The sequence below is a fragment of the Streptomyces siamensis genome (genome assembly GCF_039543605.1).
Taxonomy (GTDB): Bacteria; Actinomycetota; Actinomycetes; order Streptomycetales; family Streptomycetaceae; genus Streptomyces; species Streptomyces siamensis.
The window spans coordinates 616,240-633,823 of sequence record NZ_BAABKB010000001.1; the positions used below are offsets into that span (position 1 = coordinate 616,240).

The 17,584-nt window shown below is 72.7% G+C and carries 18 protein-coding genes, 2 tRNA genes and 1 other RNA gene; 8 read left to right on the top strand and 13 right to left on the bottom strand.

Going from position 1 to position 17,584, the window contains the following annotated elements; translation table 11 throughout:
* Window positions 1-232: 232 nt before the first annotated feature.
* The 7 genes from ABEB03_RS02715 to ABEB03_RS02745 all read right to left on the bottom strand — a co-directional run bounded on the left by ABEB03_RS02715 (window position 233) and on the right by ABEB03_RS02745 (window position 3,977).
* The gene (locus ABEB03_RS02715; protein ID WP_345640496.1) at window positions 233-1,138 is read right to left on the bottom strand and encodes an RNA polymerase sigma factor SigF; all 906 of its coding nucleotides are present in this window, start codon (window positions 1,136-1,138) and stop codon (window positions 233-235) included.
* Window positions 1,139-1,324: 186 nt separating this feature from the next.
* Window positions 1,325-1,618: a Dabb family protein gene (locus tag ABEB03_RS02720; protein ID WP_095935328.1), complete on the bottom strand. Its 294-nt coding sequence runs from the start codon at window positions 1,616-1,618 to the stop codon at window positions 1,325-1,327.
* A 52-nt stretch (window positions 1,619-1,670) separates the two neighbouring features.
* Window positions 1,671-1,850, bottom strand: a complete 180-nt coding sequence (locus tag ABEB03_RS02725; RefSeq protein WP_028804500.1) for a hypothetical protein — start codon at window positions 1,848-1,850, stop codon at window positions 1,671-1,673.
* Window positions 1,851-2,346: 496 nt separating this feature from the next.
* Window positions 2,347-2,431, bottom strand: a tRNA-Ser gene (locus tag ABEB03_RS02730).
* 67 nt (window positions 2,432-2,498) lie between these two features.
* Window positions 2,499-2,930 (bottom strand): tRNA adenosine(34) deaminase TadA, encoded by a 432-nt coding sequence (gene tadA / locus ABEB03_RS02735; RefSeq protein ID WP_037766299.1) that lies wholly within the window; start codon window positions 2,928-2,930, stop codon window positions 2,499-2,501.
* 70 nt (window positions 2,931-3,000) lie between these two features.
* Window positions 3,001-3,534: a tRNA adenosine deaminase-associated protein gene (locus ABEB03_RS02740; RefSeq protein ID WP_345640621.1), complete on the bottom strand. Its 534-nt coding sequence runs from the start codon at window positions 3,532-3,534 to the stop codon at window positions 3,001-3,003.
* 260 nt (window positions 3,535-3,794) lie between these two features.
* Entirely contained in the window at window positions 3,795-3,977 is a 183-nt protein-coding gene (locus ABEB03_RS02745; protein ID WP_345640500.1) for a hypothetical protein, read from the bottom strand.
* Window positions 3,978-4,115: 138 nt separating this feature from the next.
* On the opposite strand from ABEB03_RS02745, the gene upp reads away from it, so the two are divergent.
* The gene (upp, locus tag ABEB03_RS02750; protein ID WP_028804504.1) at window positions 4,116-4,751 is read left to right on the top strand and encodes a uracil phosphoribosyltransferase; all 636 of its coding nucleotides are present in this window, start codon (window positions 4,116-4,118) and stop codon (window positions 4,749-4,751) included.
* A gap of 55 nt (window positions 4,752-4,806) precedes the next feature.
* Here the strand turns inward: upp and ABEB03_RS02755 are convergent, their stop codons facing one another.
* Together ABEB03_RS02755 and ABEB03_RS02760 are read right to left on the bottom strand one after the other, a co-directional pair.
* A complete protein-coding gene (locus tag ABEB03_RS02755) occupies window positions 4,807-5,451 on the bottom strand; it encodes a LytR C-terminal domain-containing protein (protein ID WP_095935325.1) in 645 nt (214 codons plus the stop codon).
* Between the two features lie 270 nt (window positions 5,452-5,721).
* The gene (locus ABEB03_RS02760) at window positions 5,722-6,018 is read right to left on the bottom strand and encodes a type II toxin-antitoxin system VapB family antitoxin (protein WP_003999914.1); all 297 of its coding nucleotides are present in this window, start codon (window positions 6,016-6,018) and stop codon (window positions 5,722-5,724) included.
* A gap of 105 nt (window positions 6,019-6,123) precedes the next feature.
* Here ABEB03_RS02760 and ABEB03_RS02765 point away from each other — a divergent pair, with 105 nt between their 5' ends.
* Entirely contained in the window at window positions 6,124-7,836 is a 1,713-nt protein-coding gene (locus ABEB03_RS02765) for a helicase HerA-like domain-containing protein (protein ID WP_345640504.1), read from the top strand.
* 36 nt (window positions 7,837-7,872) lie between these two features.
* On the opposite strand, the gene ABEB03_RS02770 is transcribed toward ABEB03_RS02765, so the two are convergent.
* From ABEB03_RS02770 to ABEB03_RS02780, 3 genes are all read right to left on the bottom strand, one after another.
* The gene (locus ABEB03_RS02770; RefSeq protein WP_179332488.1) at window positions 7,873-8,025 is read right to left on the bottom strand and encodes a hypothetical protein; all 153 of its coding nucleotides are present in this window, start codon (window positions 8,023-8,025) and stop codon (window positions 7,873-7,875) included.
* A gap of 70 nt (window positions 8,026-8,095) precedes the next feature.
* Window positions 8,096-8,470: a hypothetical protein gene (locus ABEB03_RS02775; protein WP_345640512.1), complete on the bottom strand. Its 375-nt coding sequence runs from the start codon at window positions 8,468-8,470 to the stop codon at window positions 8,096-8,098.
* Between the two features lie 412 nt (window positions 8,471-8,882).
* The gene (locus ABEB03_RS02780) at window positions 8,883-9,476 is read right to left on the bottom strand and encodes an HhH-GPD-type base excision DNA repair protein (RefSeq protein WP_345640515.1); all 594 of its coding nucleotides are present in this window, start codon (window positions 9,474-9,476) and stop codon (window positions 8,883-8,885) included.
* A gap of 131 nt (window positions 9,477-9,607) precedes the next feature.
* Between ABEB03_RS02780 and ABEB03_RS02785 the strand changes: the two genes are divergently transcribed.
* From ABEB03_RS02785 to ABEB03_RS02800, 4 genes are all read left to right on the top strand, one after another.
* Complete coding sequence (locus ABEB03_RS02785; protein ID WP_345640518.1) at window positions 9,608-11,743, top strand: penicillin acylase family protein; 2,136 nt, start codon at window positions 9,608-9,610, stop codon at window positions 11,741-11,743.
* Window positions 11,736-12,365: a GNAT family N-acetyltransferase gene (locus ABEB03_RS02790; protein ID WP_345640521.1), complete on the top strand. Its 630-nt coding sequence runs from the start codon at window positions 11,736-11,738 to the stop codon at window positions 12,363-12,365. Before ABEB03_RS02785 ends, ABEB03_RS02790 begins: the two co-directional genes overlap by 8 nt.
* A 63-nt stretch (window positions 12,366-12,428) precedes the next feature.
* The gene (locus ABEB03_RS02795) at window positions 12,429-14,351 is read left to right on the top strand and encodes a copper resistance CopC/CopD family protein (protein WP_345640524.1); all 1,923 of its coding nucleotides are present in this window, start codon (window positions 12,429-12,431) and stop codon (window positions 14,349-14,351) included.
* A 240-nt stretch (window positions 14,352-14,591) separates the two neighbouring features.
* A complete protein-coding gene (locus tag ABEB03_RS02800; protein ID WP_345640527.1) occupies window positions 14,592-15,467 on the top strand; it encodes a hypothetical protein in 876 nt (291 codons plus the stop codon).
* An 80-nt stretch (window positions 15,468-15,547) separates the two neighbouring features.
* On the opposite strand, the gene ABEB03_RS02805 is transcribed toward ABEB03_RS02800, so the two are convergent.
* Window positions 15,548-15,635: transfer RNA gene (locus tag ABEB03_RS02805), tRNA-Ser, on the bottom strand.
* Window positions 15,636-15,706: 71 nt separating this feature from the next.
* Here ABEB03_RS02805 and ffs point away from each other — a divergent pair.
* An RNA gene (ffs, locus tag ABEB03_RS02810) (signal recognition particle sRNA small type) lies at window positions 15,707-15,805 on the top strand.
* 201 nt (window positions 15,806-16,006) lie between these two features.
* Window positions 16,007-17,584: DNA polymerase III subunit gamma and tau (locus ABEB03_RS02815; RefSeq protein WP_345640530.1), on the top strand; the 1,578-nt coding region annotated here is incomplete at its 3' end.

Below are 17,584 nucleotides of genomic sequence, written 5' to 3' on the forward strand. Positions count from 1 at the left end.
GGGTCGCGGACGGTCGCGGCAGTCGCTCCCGTCGGAGGAACGCAGCCTCCACCTGAATACCGGAGGCGGGGCCGCGGCAAACGCGCTTCCGGCAGAATGTCACATGTCGGCAACACGCTGTAGTGACATGTCGACATGGGGAGGGTGAATAGGCCCTGGAAAAAGGGGGTCTGACGGTTTTTCAGCGCGCAACTGTCGGAAAAGACGCCGTTGAGCGATTCGCTCTCGTCGGTTACGCCTCGATCCTGTTTGCGGATCGAAGACGCGCGAAGCTGCGGGCGAGCAGCCTTGACACATGCATCTGCGAGACACCCAGTTCGGCGCTGATCTGGGACTGGGTGAGGTTGCTGTAGTAGCGCAGCAGCAGGATCCGCTGCTCGCGTTCGGGCAGCTGTACGAGCAGATGCCGTACGAGGTCGCGGTGTTCGACTCCGTCGAGTGCCGGGTCCTCGTAGCCGAGCCGGTCGAGCAGGCCCGGCAGTCCGTCGCCCTCCTGGGCCGCTTCGAGGGAGGTGGCGTGGTACGAGCGCCCCGCCTCGATGCAGGAGAGCACCTCGTCCTCGGTGATGCGCAGCCGCTCGGCGATCTCGGCGGTCGTCGGCGAGCGCCCGAAGGCGGTTGTCAGGTCCTCCGTCGCGCTGTTCACCTGCACCCACAGCTCGTGCAGGCGGCGCGGTACGTGGACGGTGCGGACGTTGTCGCGGAAGTACCGCTTGATCTCGCCGACGACCGTCGGCATCGCGAAGGTCGGGAACTGCACGCCCCGGTCGGGGTCGAAGCGGTCGATCGCGTTGATCAGTCCGATGGTGCCGACCTGGACGACGTCCTCCATCGGCTCGTTGCGGGAGCGGAAGCGGGCGGCCGCGTACCGCACGAGCGGGAGGTTCGCCTCGATGAGCGCCCCACGTACGCGGTTGTGCTCCGGCGTACCCGGTTCCAGGGTCTTGAGCTGGCCGAAGAGGATCTGGGTGAGGGCCCGGGTGTCGGCGCCGCGGCGCCGTTCCGGCGTGACGTCCTGGGGCGGCGCCTGGGCCGGAGCCGAGGCTTCCTCCTGGGGCGGCGCAGTACTGGCCGACACGGTCAACGCCACCTCTTCATCCGTCAACTCATCCGTCAACTCTCCGTCAAAAGCGGTCATAGCATCACAAGACATGTGCACTGTGTGCAAGCACCGCATAACGCCGTGTTGAGGGTGAGTTGAGGCGCGGTACGCGAAAGACCCCCCGCCCGTTGCGGCGAGGGGCCGACGAGGTGGCGAGGGGGCCGAGGAAGGGGGTGCAGGGTGGGCGGAGCGCGGCCGCGGAGCCGTGGCCGCCGGGAGGGCTCAGAAGGGGTAGTCGGCGATCACCCAGGTCGCGAACTCACGCCACAGGGTGACACCCGCCTGGTGGGCAGGGTGCTCCAGGTAGCGCTTCAGGGCGTCGGTGTCCTCGACGGCGGAGTTGATCGCGAAGTCGTACGCGATGGGCCGGTCGGTGATGTTCCAGTCGCATTCCCAGAACCGGAGCTCGGGGATCTGGTCGCCGAGCGCGCGGAAGGCGGCGACACCCTCGACGACGCGCGGGTCGTCGCGCTCGACGCCCTCGTTGAGCTTGAAGAGGACCAGATGGCGGATCACGGGCACTCCTTGGTGGCGCGGTTCTGTGCGCCGCCCGCCGGCCCGGGTCTTCTCAGTTCTTCGCCCCGTCGGCGATCCACGTCATGAAGTCGCCGATGGCCTGAGCGGCGCTCGATATGCCCTCGAACCCTATCTGCACGTAGTCCGCGGCCTTGGCCGGATCGGTGATGATCACGTACAGGATGAAGACCACGAGCACATAGATGGCGATCTTCTTCGAGTTCACCGCCATCGCGGCCTCCCTGTGACTTCTGCGCCCGGTGGGCCCCCTGTTGCCGGCGGTGAGTGTAACCTTCACGCCGCTTTTAAGGACCAACGGCCCGCTGGTCCAGGTCTTTTGCCGGGCCGGTCCGGACGCGTCGCGGCTCAGGATGGAAGGTGCCCGGCGGTCTCGACCAGGAGTCCGCAGGGCGGGACGGACTCCACTGCGGGGTCCCCGCCGCCGCTTCCCCGATGGCGCGGCGTGGACTTGTGGGTCCTCTCCGTCGGGGGAAGCGGCTTGTCCCCCCGATGCCGCTTCCCCCGTTCTCCTCGGGCGAGGGAAAGAAGAGCCCCGGCGACTGAGCGGCGCCGGGGCTCTTCCCGTACGACGGCCCGGGCGCGCGGACACGGCGGTGCGAGGGCGAGGGGGCGGCGGCCCGGGGCGCGACGGCCGGGATGTGGGGCCGGACGCCGAAGGGATGCGGGACGCACGAAGGGCCCCGTCGTACGACGGGGCCCTTCTCAAGCGGTAGCGGAGGGATTTGAACCCTCGGTGACTTGCGCCACACTCGCTTTCGAGGCGAGCTCCTTCGGCCGCTCGGACACGCTACCGAGGGAGACCCTACCCCAAGGTGGGCCGTGGTCCGAAATCCGTTTCCGGGGTCGGGGCGATCGGCGGTCAGCGGTCGCGGAAGAAGTCGGTGAGCAGCCGGGCGCACTCGTCCGCGAGGACGCCCTCGATCACCTCGGGGCGGTGGTTGAGCCGGCGATCACGCACGAGATCCCAGAGGGAGCCGGCGGCGCCCGCCTTCTCGTCGCGGGCGCCGTACACGACCCGGTCCACCCGGGACTGCACGAGCGCGCCCGCGCACATCGTGCAGGGCTCCAGGGTGACGACGAGCGTGCACCCGGACAGCCGCCACTCGCCGACCTCGGCGGCGGCACGGCGCAGCGCGAGGATCTCGGCGTGCGCCGTCGGGTCGTGGGTGACCTCGCGCTCGTTGTGTCCGGTCGCGAGCACCGTCGTACCGTCCGCGGACAGCACGACGGCGCCGACGGGAACGTCCCCGCCCCGGACGGCCCGGTGGGCCTCGTCCAGGGCGAGCCGCATCGCGGCCCGCCAGCGGTCGCGCACGGGATCGGGTCGGGGTGCCTGATGAGTGGTGCTCACCCGGGGGAACCTAGCGGACGGTCTCCAGGACCTCGGCCGCTCCCAGGGCGTCGGCGATCGTGCTGAGCGCGTCGCCTTCGTCCAGGGCGAGCAGTTCTTTCTCGCTCACTCCGAGGTCCGCGAGGATGTCGCGGTCCCCGACGGGGCTGTGCGACACGGCGTCGCCGGCCTCGGTCTCGTCGTCCCCGTCGTCGGAGGACTCGGGTTCGCCGTCCTCCGTGCCGTCGAGGTCGAGGGAGTCCAGGTCGGTGTCGTCGTCGCCGGGCTCCCGTCCTAGTAGTTCGTCCGTGAGCAGGATCTCGCCGTACGAGCTGCGAGACGCCGCGGCGGCGTCCGAGACGTAGATACGAGGGTCCTCCTCGCCGTCCACGCGGACGACGCCGAACCAGGCGTCCTCCTGCTCGATGAGCACGAGAACCGTGTCCTCGTCCGAGGCCTCACGGGCCAGGTCGGTCAGATCCGACAGGGTTTCCACATCGTCGAGCTCTGTGTCGCTCGCTTCCCACCCGTCTTCGGTGCGCGCGAGCAGTGCGGCGAAGTACACCGTGACTCTCCCACTGGTCATAGGCGTGCCGGTTGGGGGTCCCCCCGGCGGAGGCTGTGGGCGGGGCGTGCAGCTCCGAGCCCCACCCACTCGGAATCGTGGCAGAAACAGAGCGTTCAGGGGACGTCTTCGGCCTGCTGTGTCTGCCTCTTTTGATCGCTAACAGCGGATCGTACGCGGCCCTCGGCGTCGTGCGGGCACCTCTTCGCCCGGACACGAGGTCACACGGCGTGGGCGGGACACCGGTTCGGAGCGGTCGGCTACCAGCGGAAGGTGCGCATGCGCATGGCGTGGCGCAGGCGTGCGGCCTTGGCGCGGCGGGGCTGGACCCGGTCACGCAACTCGCGTGCCTCGGCCAGGTCGCGGAGGAACTGGGCGCGCCGCCTCCTGCGCTCGGCGTCGGTCTCGGGCTGCTCGGCGGGCTCCCCGTCCCGGTTCCGCATAGACACACCACCCCAGGTCAGTCCCTCCCACTTTCCCTCCGATGGGCGGTTTGATGCCAGCATCCGGGCGAACGTACGGGCGGGGCCTTGCCGGGCTGGGCAGTGGCGGGGTGCCGGACCCCGGCTACTGTTGTCGACATGCGTCTCCACGTCGTCGACCACCCCCTGGTCGCCCATAAGCTCACCACCCTGCGCGACCGGCGCACCGATTCCGCGACCTTCCGGCGGCTCGCCGACGAGCTGGTCACCCTGCTCGCCTACGAGGCCACCCGCGACGTGCGCACGGAGCAGGTCGACATCACGACCCCGGTCGCCTCGACCACGGGCGTCAAGCTCTCCTACCCGCGCCCGCTCGTCGTGCCGATCCTGCGGGCGGGCCTCGGCATGCTCGACGGCATGGTGCGGCTGCTGCCGACGGCCGAGGTGGGCTTCCTGGGCATGGTGCGCAACGAGGAGACGCTCCAGGCCTCCACGTACGCCACCCGTATGCCGGACGACCTGTCCGGCCGTCAGGTGTACGTCCTCGACCCGATGCTGGCCACCGGCGGCACGCTCGTCGCGGCGATCCAGGAGCTGATCAAGCGCGGTGCGGACGACGTCACCGCCGTGGTCCTGCTCGCCGCTCCCGAGGGCGTCGAGGTCATGGAGCGCGAGCTCGCGGGCACGCCGGTGACGGTCGTGACCGCGTCGGTCGACGAACGGCTCAACGAGCACGGCTACATCGTGCCGGGGCTGGGCGACGCAGGTGACCGGATGTACGGCGCCGCGGAGTAGGCAGCGGGTTTCCCGGAGCCGCCGCGGGCCCTCGGGCCGGCGGCGGCTCCTCGCGTCAGCAGCTCTTCTTGGAGGCGGAGGGCGCCGGCGTCGGCTGGGCCAGGACGGCCAGGGCCTTGTCGGCGTCCGCCTTCTTCGTCAGCGACGTGAAGGCGGTACCGATGATGAGGTCGACCTCGGTGGCCTTCGCGCGTCCGTCGGTCTTCAGCTCGGCGCCGGAGAGCTGGGTGCCGAGGACGGGGAGCACGGTCGCGTAGGCGGCCTTCGAGCCGAGCAGCAGCCCGGGGCCCTTGACCTTCTTGTCGTACGCGGCCGTCGCGTTGCCCACGTCGCCGATCTTGAAGCCGCGCTTCTTCAGCTCGTCCGCGGTCTTCTTGGCGAGCCCGCTGCGGGGCGTGGCGTTGAGGACGTTCACGGTGATCCGGCCGGGCTCGGGCACGGCACCGGCGGCGGCGGACGTCGTGGACGTCCGGGCGGCCGGGGACGCCTCGGCCGCGGCGCCGGTCTTCTTCGTGCAGCCCGCGGAACTCGCCGAGGCCTTGTCGCCGCCCGTGAAGACGTCGATGAGCTGCAGGGTCCCCCACCCGATCAGCCCGAGTGCGGTGACGGAGGCGACGACGAGGAAGGCGAGCCTGCGGCGCCCTCGAGGTCGGCGCATCCGCGGGTACTTGTCCCCCGTGATCCGGTACTGGCCGCCCATGCCAGGGGGAGTCAGCATGCTCATGGGCGCAGCGTAGTGCGCCCGGACCATGATGCCTACTAAACGATCATCATACGGAGCTCAGTCCAACCCAAAAGGGTCAATGTTCGGAGCGGCGCCAGGTCGACGCGGGGTTTCCCGGGGCCGTACGGGCGCACCCGGATCCGCGGCCGTGTCGCTCCGGGCGGCCGGATCGGCCGGGGGGTGCGGACGGCCGTCGGCTGCTGCGGTCCGCTGGGCGAGTCGCTCCCACCGGACCTGCCGGTCGCGTCAGTCGAGTTCGAGCACGCGCGCGTGGAGCACCTGGCGCTGCTGGAGTGCCGCGCGGACGGCGCGGTGCAGGCCGTCCTCCAGATACAGGTCGCCCTGCCATTTCACGACGTGCGCGAAGAGGTCGCCGTAGAAGGTGGAGTCCTCGGCGAGGAGGGTCTCCAGGTCCAGCTGGCCCTTGGTCGTCACGAGCTGATCGAGGCGGACCGGGCGCGGCGCGACGTCCGCCCACTGCCGGGTGCTTTCCCGGCCGTGGTCGGGGTACGGCCGGCCGTTTCCGATGCGCTTGAAGATCACACGGAAAGCCTACCGGCCAAGAGCTTCCGGGCGCAGCCATGGCGACGGAGTGCGACGCTGGAAAAGGCGCCGTAAATCAGTGCAAATGGGGAACAGGGGTCCGATATGAGTGACAGCGAGACCGTGCCCGCGGCCACCGGACCCCGGACGGATCCCGCCGCAGCCGCCCCGACGAAGGGCGGCACACCGGACGCCGCTCCCCGGACCGCGGGCACCACCCCCGAGGGGCACCCGGAGGCGACGGGTGGCGCGCCCGCGCTCCCCGAGGAGGCCCTGAAGATCGCCTCCGGGTACGCGTTCTCCGGTCCCGCTCTCGATCTGGGCGCCCTGATCTGGGACGGCCGGTGCCTGCCCGACGCGCAGATCCGCGTCCCGCTGCCGATGCTCAACCGGCACGGCCTCGTCGCCGGCGCCACCGGCACCGGCAAGACCAAGACGCTCCAGCTGATCGCGGAACAGCTGTCGGCCCAGGGCGTGCCCGTCTTCCTCGCCGACGTCAAGGGCGACGTCTCCGGTGTCTCGGCCCCCGGCCTGCCCGGCGCGAAGGTCCAGGAGCGTGCGAGCGAGGTCCACCAGGAGTGGACGCCGGCCGGCTGTCCCGCCGAGTTCTACGCGCTCGGCGGCATGGGCCACGGCATCCCGCTGCGCGCCACGATCACCAGCTTCGGCCCGGTGCTGCTGTCCAAGGTGCTCCAGCTCAACCGGACGCAGGAGCAGTCGCTCGGCCTGATCTTCCACTACGCGGACCAGAAGGGCCTGGAGCTCGTCGACCTCAAGGACCTGCGCGCGGTCGTCGCCTTCCTGACGTCGGACGAGGGCAAGCAGGAGCTGAAGGGCATCGGCGGGCTGTCGACCGCGACCGCGGGAGTGATCCTCCGGTCCCTCACGGCGTTCGAGGCGCAGGGCATGAGCCCGTTCTTCGGGGAGCCGGAGTTCGACACGAGCGAGCTGCTGCGCACCACGTCCGAGGGGCGCGGCGTCGTGTCCGTGCTCGAACTCCCCGCGGTCCAGGACAAGCCGCAGCTCTTCTCGACCTTCCTGATGTGGCTGCTCGCCGATCTCTTCCACGATCTGCCGGAGGTCGGCGACGCGGACAGGCCGAAGCTCGTCTTCTTCTTCGACGAGGCCCATCTGCTCTTCAGCGACGCCTCGAAGGCATTCCTGGACTCCATCACGCAGACCGTGCGCCTGATCCGTTCCAAGGGGATCGGCGTGTTCTTCGTGACGCAGACCCCGAAGGACGTCCCCGGCGACGTCCTCGCCCAGCTCGGCAACCGGGTCCAGCACGCGCTGCGGGCCTTCACGCCGGACGACCAGAAGGCACTGAAGGCCACCGTGAAGACCTTCCCCGACTCCGCGTACGACCTGGAGGAGGTCCTCACCGGTCTCGGCACCGGCGAGGCGGTCGTCACCGTGCTCAGCGAGAAGGGCGCGCCGACGCCCGTGGCGGTGACCCGGCTGCGGGCGCCGCGGTCCTTGATGGGGCCGGTCGAGGCGGGGACGCTGGACCGGGCGGTGCAGGGGTCGCCGCTGTACGGGCGATACGCGCAGGCGGTGGACCGGGAGTCGGCGTACGAGAAGCTCACGGCGGCGCAGGCCGCGCAGGCCGCGCAGGCCGCGCAGGCGGCGCAGGCGGCGGAGCGGGACACGCCGCAGGCCGCCCGGTCGGCCGGCGGGCGGCGTCCGAAGGAGGAGGCCTCGGTCGTCGAACAGGTCGTCGGCAGCGGTCTGTTCAAGTCGCTGGCCCGGTCGGTGGGGACGCAGATCGGGCGCGAGATCACCCGGTCGATCTTCGGGACGGCCCGGCGCCGCAGGTAGGGCGGCCGCCCCGGGCAGGGGCGACCGCCGGCTCGGTCAGTCGCCGCCCTGTTCCTTCGGGGGTGTGTGCGGGGGTGGCCCGTCCGGCAGTTGTGCGTCCGGCTCGGTCCGGGGTTCCGGCTTCGGTGCGTTGCGTACGGCCTCCGCGCGCAGCAGGGCGCGCAGCACCGCGTAGGGGTCGCTGGGCATGGCTGTGTCCTGAGTCCTTCGTGTGTGTGCTTGTTCGCGCTGGTGGGCGACCGGTCGAGGGCCGGGACCGTCAGCAGCGCAGCACCACGCAGCGGAGGGACCGCAGGGCGGGGGAGTGCGAGGGGGGCGCGGGGGCCGGGACGAGGGCGAGCCGGTGCTCCGGCTCCGGGAGTCCCGCGGCGACGGGTACGCGCAGCGGGGAGAGCGTGCCGTGGCCCTGGCGGACCGGCGGACGCAGGGCCGTGTCGAGTACGTCGTGCTCGGCGGCGCCGGGTTCGGCGGTGATGCTGGGCGCGGAGGCGGCGAGGGCCTCGGGGTGGGGGCCGGCCGCGAGCATCGCGACGACCAGGAGGACGAGGAGTCGTGCGCAGCGGCGGGCCCGAGTCCCTTCCCGCGCCCGCGCGCACCGGCGCAGCGGGTGCGGGGGGCGCGGGAAGGGCCTCATGAGAGGTCATGTCCCCCTCGGACCCCGTCACCGCACCGGTCCGAGCGGCAGATCCGCCCTGTTGGCGTACCCGCGGGCCCCCGCGGCCGCACTCTCCTCGCATCCGGGCTGGGGATCCGGAGGCCCGGGACGCCCGGATCGGGCGCTGACGGAAGCGAGCCGGCTAGGGTGCCGGGGCGTGTCCTGGGGTCGCCCGGCGGCCCCGGCCCGGCGGCCCCGGCCCGGCGGCCGGGGCCGCAGGCCGGGCTCGGCTGCCGGGGACCACACGGTCCAGCTCGGCTGCCGGGGCCGCAAGGTCGGGCTCAGCCGGCAGGGACCGCGTGGCCGGGCCCAGCGCCGGGGGCGGTAGATCCGGGTTGAGCTGCCGGGGACCGCGTGTTCGGGCCCAGCGCCGGGGGTCACAAGGCCGGGCTCAGTTGCCGGAGGCCTTCGCGGCCTTGGCGGCGGCCTTCATCTCCTGCTTGTGTGCGCGCACCTTGGCGAGCGACTCGGGTCCGGTGATGTCGGCCACGGAGCGGTAGGACTTCGCTTCGCCGTAGGCGCCGGCGGCCTCGCGCCAGCCCTTGGGGCGCACCCCGAGCTGCTTCCCGAGGAGGGCGAGGAAGATCTGCGCCTTCTGGGGCCCGTAGCCGGGAAGGTCCTTGAGGCGCCGGAGCAGTTCGTCCCCGGTGGCGACGTCCTTCCACACCGCCGTCGGGTCGCCGTCGTAGTGCTCCACGAGGTACTGGCACAGCTGCTGGATGCGCTTGGCCATGGAGCCGGGGTACCGGTGCACGGCGGGCTTGGCGGACAGCAGCGCGGTGAACTCCTCCGGGCCGTACGCGGCGATCTCGTGGGCGTCGAGGTCGTCCGCCCCCATCCGCTGGGCGATGGTGTACGGCCCCGCGAAGGCCCATTCCATGGGCACCTGCTGGTCCAGCAGCATGCCGACGAGGGCGGCGAGCGGGCTGCGACCGAGGAGTTCGTCGGCCTCGGGCTGCTGGGCGAGGTGAAGGGTGACGTCCATGGACCGATGATCCCGCGTACGCGGTGGGGCCGCGCGGTCGTGGCCCCGGCGCACGGACTCCTCACCCCGCACGTACGATTCCGGAGCGAATGAGTAAGGTTAGCCTAACCTGAGGAAAGTGGGGATGGTCCGTGACCGTCGAGATCCGTCGTGACGCCTGGGGCATCCCCCATCTGCGCGCCACCGGCGTGCGAGAACTCGCCCACGCGCAGGGCCGCGTCACCGCCGTGGACCGGGCCTGGCAGCTGGAGGTCGAGCGCCACCGCTCGCAGGGCACCTCGGCCGCGTTCCTCGGCGCCGAGGCCGTCGCATGGGACCGCCTCGCCCGGCGGGCCCGCCTCGACGACACCGCGCGACGCTGCTTCGCGGCCCTGGAGAAGAACGACCCGGAGACCGCCGACTGGATCCGCGCGTACGTCGACGGGGTCAACGAAGGGCTCGCCGAAGGGGCGCGCAGGGCGCCGGAGTTCACCACGACGGGGCTCGCCCCCGGCCGCTGGGAACCGTGGAGCCCGCTCGGCGTCTGGCTGGGGACGCACATCCTGTTCGCCGGATTCCCCGCGAAGCTGTGGCGCGAGCACGTCGTACGGCGGCTGGGCGCCGACGCGGTCGCCCTGTTCGCCACGGACGGGCCCGGCACGTCCGGGAGCAACGGGTGGCTGGTGAGCGGCGCACGCACGGTCACCGGGCACGCGGTCATCGCCGGTGACCCCCACCGCTTCATCGAGGACCCGGGCGTCTACCAGCAGATCCATCTGGCCTGCCCCGAGTTCGACGTCGTCGGTCTCGCCGTCCCCGGTGTGCCCGGCATCGCCCACTTCGGCCACACCGGAACGGTCGCCTGGGCCATCACGAACGCGATGGCCGACTACCAGGACCTGTACCGCGAACGTCTGCGCCGGGCACCCGGCGGCCCGGCCGACGGGAGTGCGGGGACCGGCGCCGGTCCCGGCGGGACCGTCGAGGCCCTGGGCCCGGACGGCGCGTGGCGGGCCGTGGCACGGCACGCGGAGACCGTCGAGGTGGCCGGCGGCGAGCCCGTCGAGGTCGAGGTGATCGAGACGGAGCGCGGGCCCGTGGTCGTGGGCGGGACCGACGCGGAGGAGACCATCAGCCTGCGCTGCCCGCCCCGGGTCACGGAGGACCTCGGCTTCAGCGCGCTCCTCCCCCTGCTGCGCGCCCGCCGGGTCGCGGACGTGGACCGGGCGTTCGAGCGGTGGGCCGAGCCCGTGAACGTCGTGCAGGCCGCCGACACCGAGGGCGGCCTGCTGCACCGGGTCGCGGGACGGGTCCCGGTCCGCGGCGAGGACAACCGCACACGGGTCGTGCCCGCCTGGGAGGCCGGACACGAGTGGCACGGCTGGCACGAGATGCCGTACGGCCCGGTCGAGGACGGCCTCGCCGTGATGGCGAACCAGCGCGGCCCGGCCACCCCGCTGGGCGTGGAGTTCGCCCCGCCGCACCGCGCCCGCCGCATCCGGCAGCTCCTCGACGGGGCGCGGACATGGTCCGCGCGGGACATGCCCGCCGTGCACATGGACACCCGTCTGGCCTCCGCCGCGGCCCTGTTGGACCGCCTGTCCGGCCTCGGGGAGGACCTCGGCCCCGACGCGGTCGCGCTGCGCGACCGGCTCCTGGGCTGGGACCGGCACATGGACGCCGGCAGCGCCGACGCGGCGGCCTACGCGGCGCTGCGCGACGCGGTCGTACGGCGGCTCGCGGCGCACCCCGCGCTCGCCGTCCTCGCCGACCCGCCCGCGTACCCGGAGGTCTTCCTCCCCTGGCTCGCCCTCACCCCGCGTGTCGGCTTCGCCCTCGAAAACCTGCTGCGGGCACAGGAGTTGTACGGCATCGACCGCGACGCCGTGGTCCGCGCGGCCCTGGAGGAGGTGGCCGCCCGGGAGACGTCCCGCACCTGGGGGGACACCCACCGGCTCGCGCCCTGGCGTGCCGTCCCCGGTACCTCGTACGACGAGCCGGGGCTCTCCGGGGACCACGACTGCGTGCTGTGCACGTCGGCGGTGCCCGGCGTCACCGACCTGAGCGCCCGGGGCCCCGCCGCCCGGTACGTGTGGGACCTCGCCGACCGGGACGACAGCCTCTGGGTGGTGCCGTTCGGCGCCGACGGTGTGCCCGGCTCGGACCACCACCGCGACCAGCTCCCCCTGTGGGTCGCGGGAGAACTCGCCCCCGTGTGCACGGACTGGGACCGGCTCGCGGCGGACGGCGGCACGACCCGGCAGAACACGGAGGACCACGATGACTGACCGGTACGGCGACGACCGCGAGGCCGTGCACGAGCAACTGGTCGACGGCTTCGGCACGCTGCGGGTCCTGCCTCTCGACCCGCGCGCCGACCTCGACGTCGTCCACCGCTGGGTCACGCACGAGCGGGCCGTCCACTGGGGGATGAACGGGCTCACCGAGGAACAGGTCCTGGAGACCTATCTGCACCTGGACTCCCTCGACACCCACCACGCCTTCCTCATGGTCAAGGACGGTGTGCCGGCGGCCCTCTTCCAGACCTACGAACCCGAGGCCGACCGTGTCAGCGAGTGCTACGAGGTGCGGCCCGGCGACATCGGCGTCCACCTGCTGATCGGACCGGCGGGACCCGGAGGCGGCCGGCCGGGCTGGTCGGCCGCCCTGCTGGGCGCGTTCACGACGTACGCGCTCGTCGGCCTCGACCGGCAGCGGATCGTGGTCGAACCCGACGCCCGCAACGCCAAGGCGATCGCCCGCCTGACCCGGCAGGGCTTCGTCCCCGCCGGAGAGATCGTGCTTCCCGAAATCGACCTCCCCGAGGTCTACTTGCCGGAGAAACGCGCCCGACTCGCCTTCCTGACACGGGCGGCGGCCTTCGGAGAGGGTTCCCCGGCGCCGCGGTGAGCACCGCACCGCACGCGTCCGTATCTGTCCGAGAGCCTGTGAACGCGGATACGGAGACGGCGTGTGAACGGACAGCGAGACCGACGGCGGCACCTCGTCCGGGGCCTGGCGCTGCTGGGCGGCGTCCTGTTGCTGGTCCTCTTCGGCGGCGTGGGCGGCGCGTCCGCGCACGCCGCGCTGACCGGCACCGACCCGCGGGACGGCAGCGTCCTGAAGACGGCGCCCCGTCAGCTGACCCTGACGTTCAGTGAGTCCGTCGGTCTGCTCGACGACTCCTTCCGCGTGCTCAGCCCCGACAACCGGCGCCTGCACACGGGCAGGACCGGGCACGCGGACGGACGGTCCGACACCGCCCGGGTGACGCTGCCGCGCGGCCTGGGCACCGGCACGTTCACCGTGGTCTGGCGGGTGGTCTCCGCCGACAGCCACCCCGTCTCCGGCGCCTTCACCTTCTCCGTCGGCAAACCCTCCGAGACCGCCGCCGCGCTGCCGCCCACCGAGAACCCCGCCTCCAAGACCCTCTACGACATCGCCCGCTACGCCGCGTACACCGGCCTGGCCCTGCTCATCGGCGCGACGGCCTTCACGCTGGCGTGCGGCTACCCGGGCGACGTACGGCGCCTGCTGCTGACCGGCTGGTGGACCCTGCTGACGGCCACGCTGGCGCTGCTCCTGCTGCGCGGCCCGTACGAACGCGGCACCGGCCCGGCCGCCGCCTTCGACCCGGACGTGCTGCGTGCGACGCTCACCGGCCGGCCCGGTGTGGCACTGGTGGTCCGGCTGGTGCTGCTCGGCGCGGCGGCCTTCCTCCCCGTCCGAGCGGTCCTGCGCGGGTCCGCGGCGGACGCACCGGACCCCGGCGATGCCGGGGACGCCGGGACGGGCGGCACACGGCGTCCCGCGCCGGGATCCGCGCCCGGACGGGAACGGGCCGTCGTCGTCCTCGGGGGGCTGGTCACCCTCGGCCTCGCCGTCACCTGGGCCGTCGCCGAACACGCGTCCGCCGGCATCCAGGTGCCCGCGGCGATGGTGTCCTCCGTGCTGCACCTGCTCGCCATGGCCGTGTGGCTCGGCGGACTGACCGCCCTGCTCCTCGCGCTGCACCGGCCCGCCGAGCACCTCCCCCGGACGGTCGTCGCCCGCTTCTCCCGGCTCGCCCTCGCCTCGGTCGTCGTGCTCGCCGCGACCGGTCTCTACCAGTCGTGGCGCGGTCTCGGCTCCTGGGACGCCCTGACATCGACGTCGTACGGCCGGCTCCTCGTCGTGAAGCTGTGTGCGGTCCTGCTCCTGCTGGCGGGAGCGGCGTACTCGCGGCGGTGGACACGACGGTGGGCGCTCGCGGCGGGCCAGGAGACGGCGGCCGGGCAGCGCGTGTCCACCGGGGCGAAGGCCACGGTCCCGGCCGCCCGGGTGCCGGAGCCGGTCGGCGGCCCGCCCCTCACGGACACCGCGACCGCGCCGGACGCCCCGGACGGAACCGACGTCGGCGACGAGGCGGCCGTGTACCGCCGCGGACTGCGGCGCTCGGTCCTCGCCGAGGTCACCGTCGCCGTCGTCGTCCTGGTGGTCACGACCGTGCTGACGGGCACGCAGCCGGGCCGGGCGGCCACCGAGACGGCGGCCGCGACCGTCGCCGCGGACCGCCCGACGTCGTCCACGACCCTCGTGCCCTTCGACGTCGGCACGCCGGGCGGGCGCGGCAAGGTGCAGATCGAGATGAGTCCCGCCGCGGTCGGCGAGAACACGGTGCAGGCCGTCGTCCTCGGCCCCGACGGAGGCATCTCGACCGTCCCCGAGCTGCGCCTCACCTTCACGCTCGCCGCGCAGAAGGTCGGCCCCATCGACGCGGAACTCACCGACAAGGGCGGCTACTGGGGAACCGACGGCGTCACCCTCCCGATCGCCGGCACCTGGACGATGAAGGTCACCGTGCGCACCACCGACATCGACCAGGTCACGGTCGAGAAGTCCGTGAAGATCGGCTGAGCCGCGCGAAGGTGTGACACGCCTCACCGGGACGGCCGACGTCGAGGAGTCCCGACGGCCTGCGCCTGTCGGCCGTCGGACGGAAACGGCTACACCGTCCGGGGGGAGGGCGCCGCGCGCCCGTAACCGGCGGGCACGGGCGGGGGCAAGATCGACAGCGCTCCCCCGAGACTGCGGCGCCGCCCACTTCGATGCCGGGAGCACTCTGCTGATCCGGGACTTCGAAGGAGCGACCTGCCCATGTTCACCCGTAAGTCGTCAGCGCTCATCGCCCAGGCCATGTCTGCCGGAGCCGTCGCGACGGTCCTGGTCACCGCCACGCCCGCCTCGGCACAGACGCTCGTCCCGTGCAGTGCGTCCGCCTTGTCCGCCGCCATCACCGCCGCCAACGGCGCAGGAGGCGGAGACCTGGTGCTGGCGCGGGGCTGCACCTACGCGCTGACCACGCCGCTGCCGGACATCACCAGCACGATCACCATCAGCGCCCGGCGCAGCACCCTCACGCGGTCGTCCGCGGCCTCCTTCGGCATCCTCTCCGTCGCCCCCGGCGGAAACCTCTCGATCGATGACGCCACCATCACCAATGGCGACGCCCCCGACTTCGGCGGCGGCATCGCCAACCGCGGCGTGCTGCACGTGACCGACAGCGTGTTCCGCGACAACCACGCCAACTTCTCCGGCGCCATCGGCGGCGGTTCCGGGACCACCACCTGGATCGAGAGGACCACCATCCAGCGCAACACCGCCAATATCAACGGCGGCGGCGTCGCCAACGACGGGAACATGTCCATCTACAACAGCCGCCTCATCGGCAACACGGCCGGTGTCGCGTCCGACAACGGGGTCGGCGGGGGAGTGGCCAACGACGGCACGCTGAACATCGTGCGCTCCAACATCAACGAGAACCACGCCGACCGGGCCGGCGGCGTCGCCAACGTCGGCGGCGGCACGACGACCATCACGGACACCAACGTCAACACCAACACGGCCGACGTGGCGCCCGGGGGCGTCCTCAACACCGGCGGCACCGTCAACCTGACCTCCTCCCGGGTCAGGAACAACCAGCCCACCAACTGCGACGGCAGCGACATCGTCGTCCCGGGCTGCACGAACTGAGACCCGGTTCCCGGCCGGACAACGTCGAAGGGCCCCACCGCGAACGGTGGGGCCCTTCGACAACGTGCCCGGTGAGGCACTGGCGGAGGATACGAGATTCGAACTCGTGAGGGGTTGCCCCCAACACGCTTTCCAAGCGTGCGCCCTAGGCCTCTAGGCGAATCCTCCGCGGCAAACAATACAAGACGTTGAGGAGTGCTCGCGAACTCGTTCCCCCGGCCAGGATCCTGTACCCTGTGCGGAGCCCCTCACGTGGCGCTATCTGACTGAACTCCCCCAGGGCCGGAAGGCAGCAAGGGTAGGTCGGCTCTGGCGGGTGCGTGGGGGGCGCTTGCGTTTGCGGGGCCGGGCCGCGCGTGTGCCGCGGAGGCCGAGGGGCCGGCAGGGATGCTGCCGGGCCGGGCCGCGTGCGGCGGGGATACGGCGGGCCGCTGGAGACCGCGGGCCCGGTGCGGGTCCGGGCGGGTGTCCCGGCCGGTGGTCCGGGGATGCGCTCCGAGCGGTCCGCGTTGTCGGTGGGCGCCTATAACCTCGTATGCGTGTCGTCTCTCGCGCTGTACCGCCGCTATCGCCCGGAGTCGTTCGCCGAGGTCATCGGGCAGGAGCATGTCACCGACCCGTTGCAGCAGGCGCTGCGGAACAACCGGGTCAACCACGCGTACCTGTTCAGTGGTCCGCGCGGGTGCGGCAAGACGACCAGCGCGCGCATCCTGGCCCGCTGCCTCAACTGCGAGCAGGGCCCCACGCCGACGCCGTGCGGCGAGTGCCAGTCCTGCCGCGACCTGGCACGCAACGGCCCGGGATCCATCGACGTCATCGAGATCGACGCCGCCTCGCACGGTGGTGTGGACGACGCCCGTGACCTGCGGGAAAAGGCCTTCTTCGGACCCGCGAGCAGCCGATACAAGATCTACATCATCGACGAGGCCCACATGGTCACGTCGGCCGGTTTCAACGCGCTGCTGAAGGTCGTCGAGGAGCCGCCGGAGCACCTCAAGTTCATCTTCGCCACCACCGAGCCCGAGAAGGTCATCGGGACCATCCGGTCGCGGACCCACCACTACCCGTTCCGGCTGGTCCCGCCGGGCACCCTGCGCGAGTACCTCGGCGAGGTCTGCGGACGCGAGGGCATTCCCGTCGAGGACGGGGTGCTTCCGCTCGTCGTGCGTGCCGGCGCGGGCTCCGTGCGTGACTCCATGTCCGTCATGGACCAGCTGCTCGCGGGAGCGGGCGACGCCGGTGTGACCTACGCCATGGCGACCTCGCTGCTCGGTTACACGGAGGGGTCGCTGCTCGACTCGGTGGTCGAGGCGTTCGCCTCGGGTGACGGCGCGGCGGCCTTCGAGGTCGTGGACCGCGTCATCGAGGGGGGCAACGACCCGCGGCGGTTCGTCGCCGATCTGCTGGAGCGGCTGCGCGACCTGGTGATCCTCGCGGCCGTGCCGGACGCCGCCGAGAAGGGGCTCGTCGACGCCCCGGTCGACGTCGTGGAGCGCATGCAGGCCCAGGCCGGTGTCTTCGGCGCCGCCGAGCTGAGCCGCGCCGCCGACCTCGTCAACGAAGGACTGACGGAGATGCGCGGCGCCACCTCGCCCCGCCTCCAGCTGGAACTGATCTGCGCACGTGTGCTGCTGCCCGCCGCGTACGGGGACGAGCGGTCCGTGATGGCCCGGCTGGACCGCGTCGAGCGCGGTGTGAGCCTCTCGGCCGGCGCGGGCGCGCCCGCGATGGGCTACGTGCCCGGACCCGAGGCGCACGGGGCGGCACCGGCCGCCGCCATGGCCGCGGTTCCCCCGGGCGGCGGTCCGGCGGCGGCCCGTGCCGCGGTCCGCGGGGCGGGACCCGCCGGTGCCCCCCAGGGCGCCGCACCGGCCCCCGAGGCCGTCGCGCCCGCGGCTCCCGGGACTCCCGCAGCTCCTGCGGCGAGCGCGCCCCCTGCCGCGCCGACGGCCCCGCCCGCTGCCGCCCCGTCGCAGCCCCCGACCGCCGCGCCCGCCGCGAGTGCCCCCTCGGGTGGTGCCCCCGGCGCCTGGCCCGCCGCCACGGCCGCCGGCAGCGGCCGGCGCCCCGGCGGGTGGCCGACGGCGACCCCCGCGGGCGGCGGGCAGCCTCAGCCG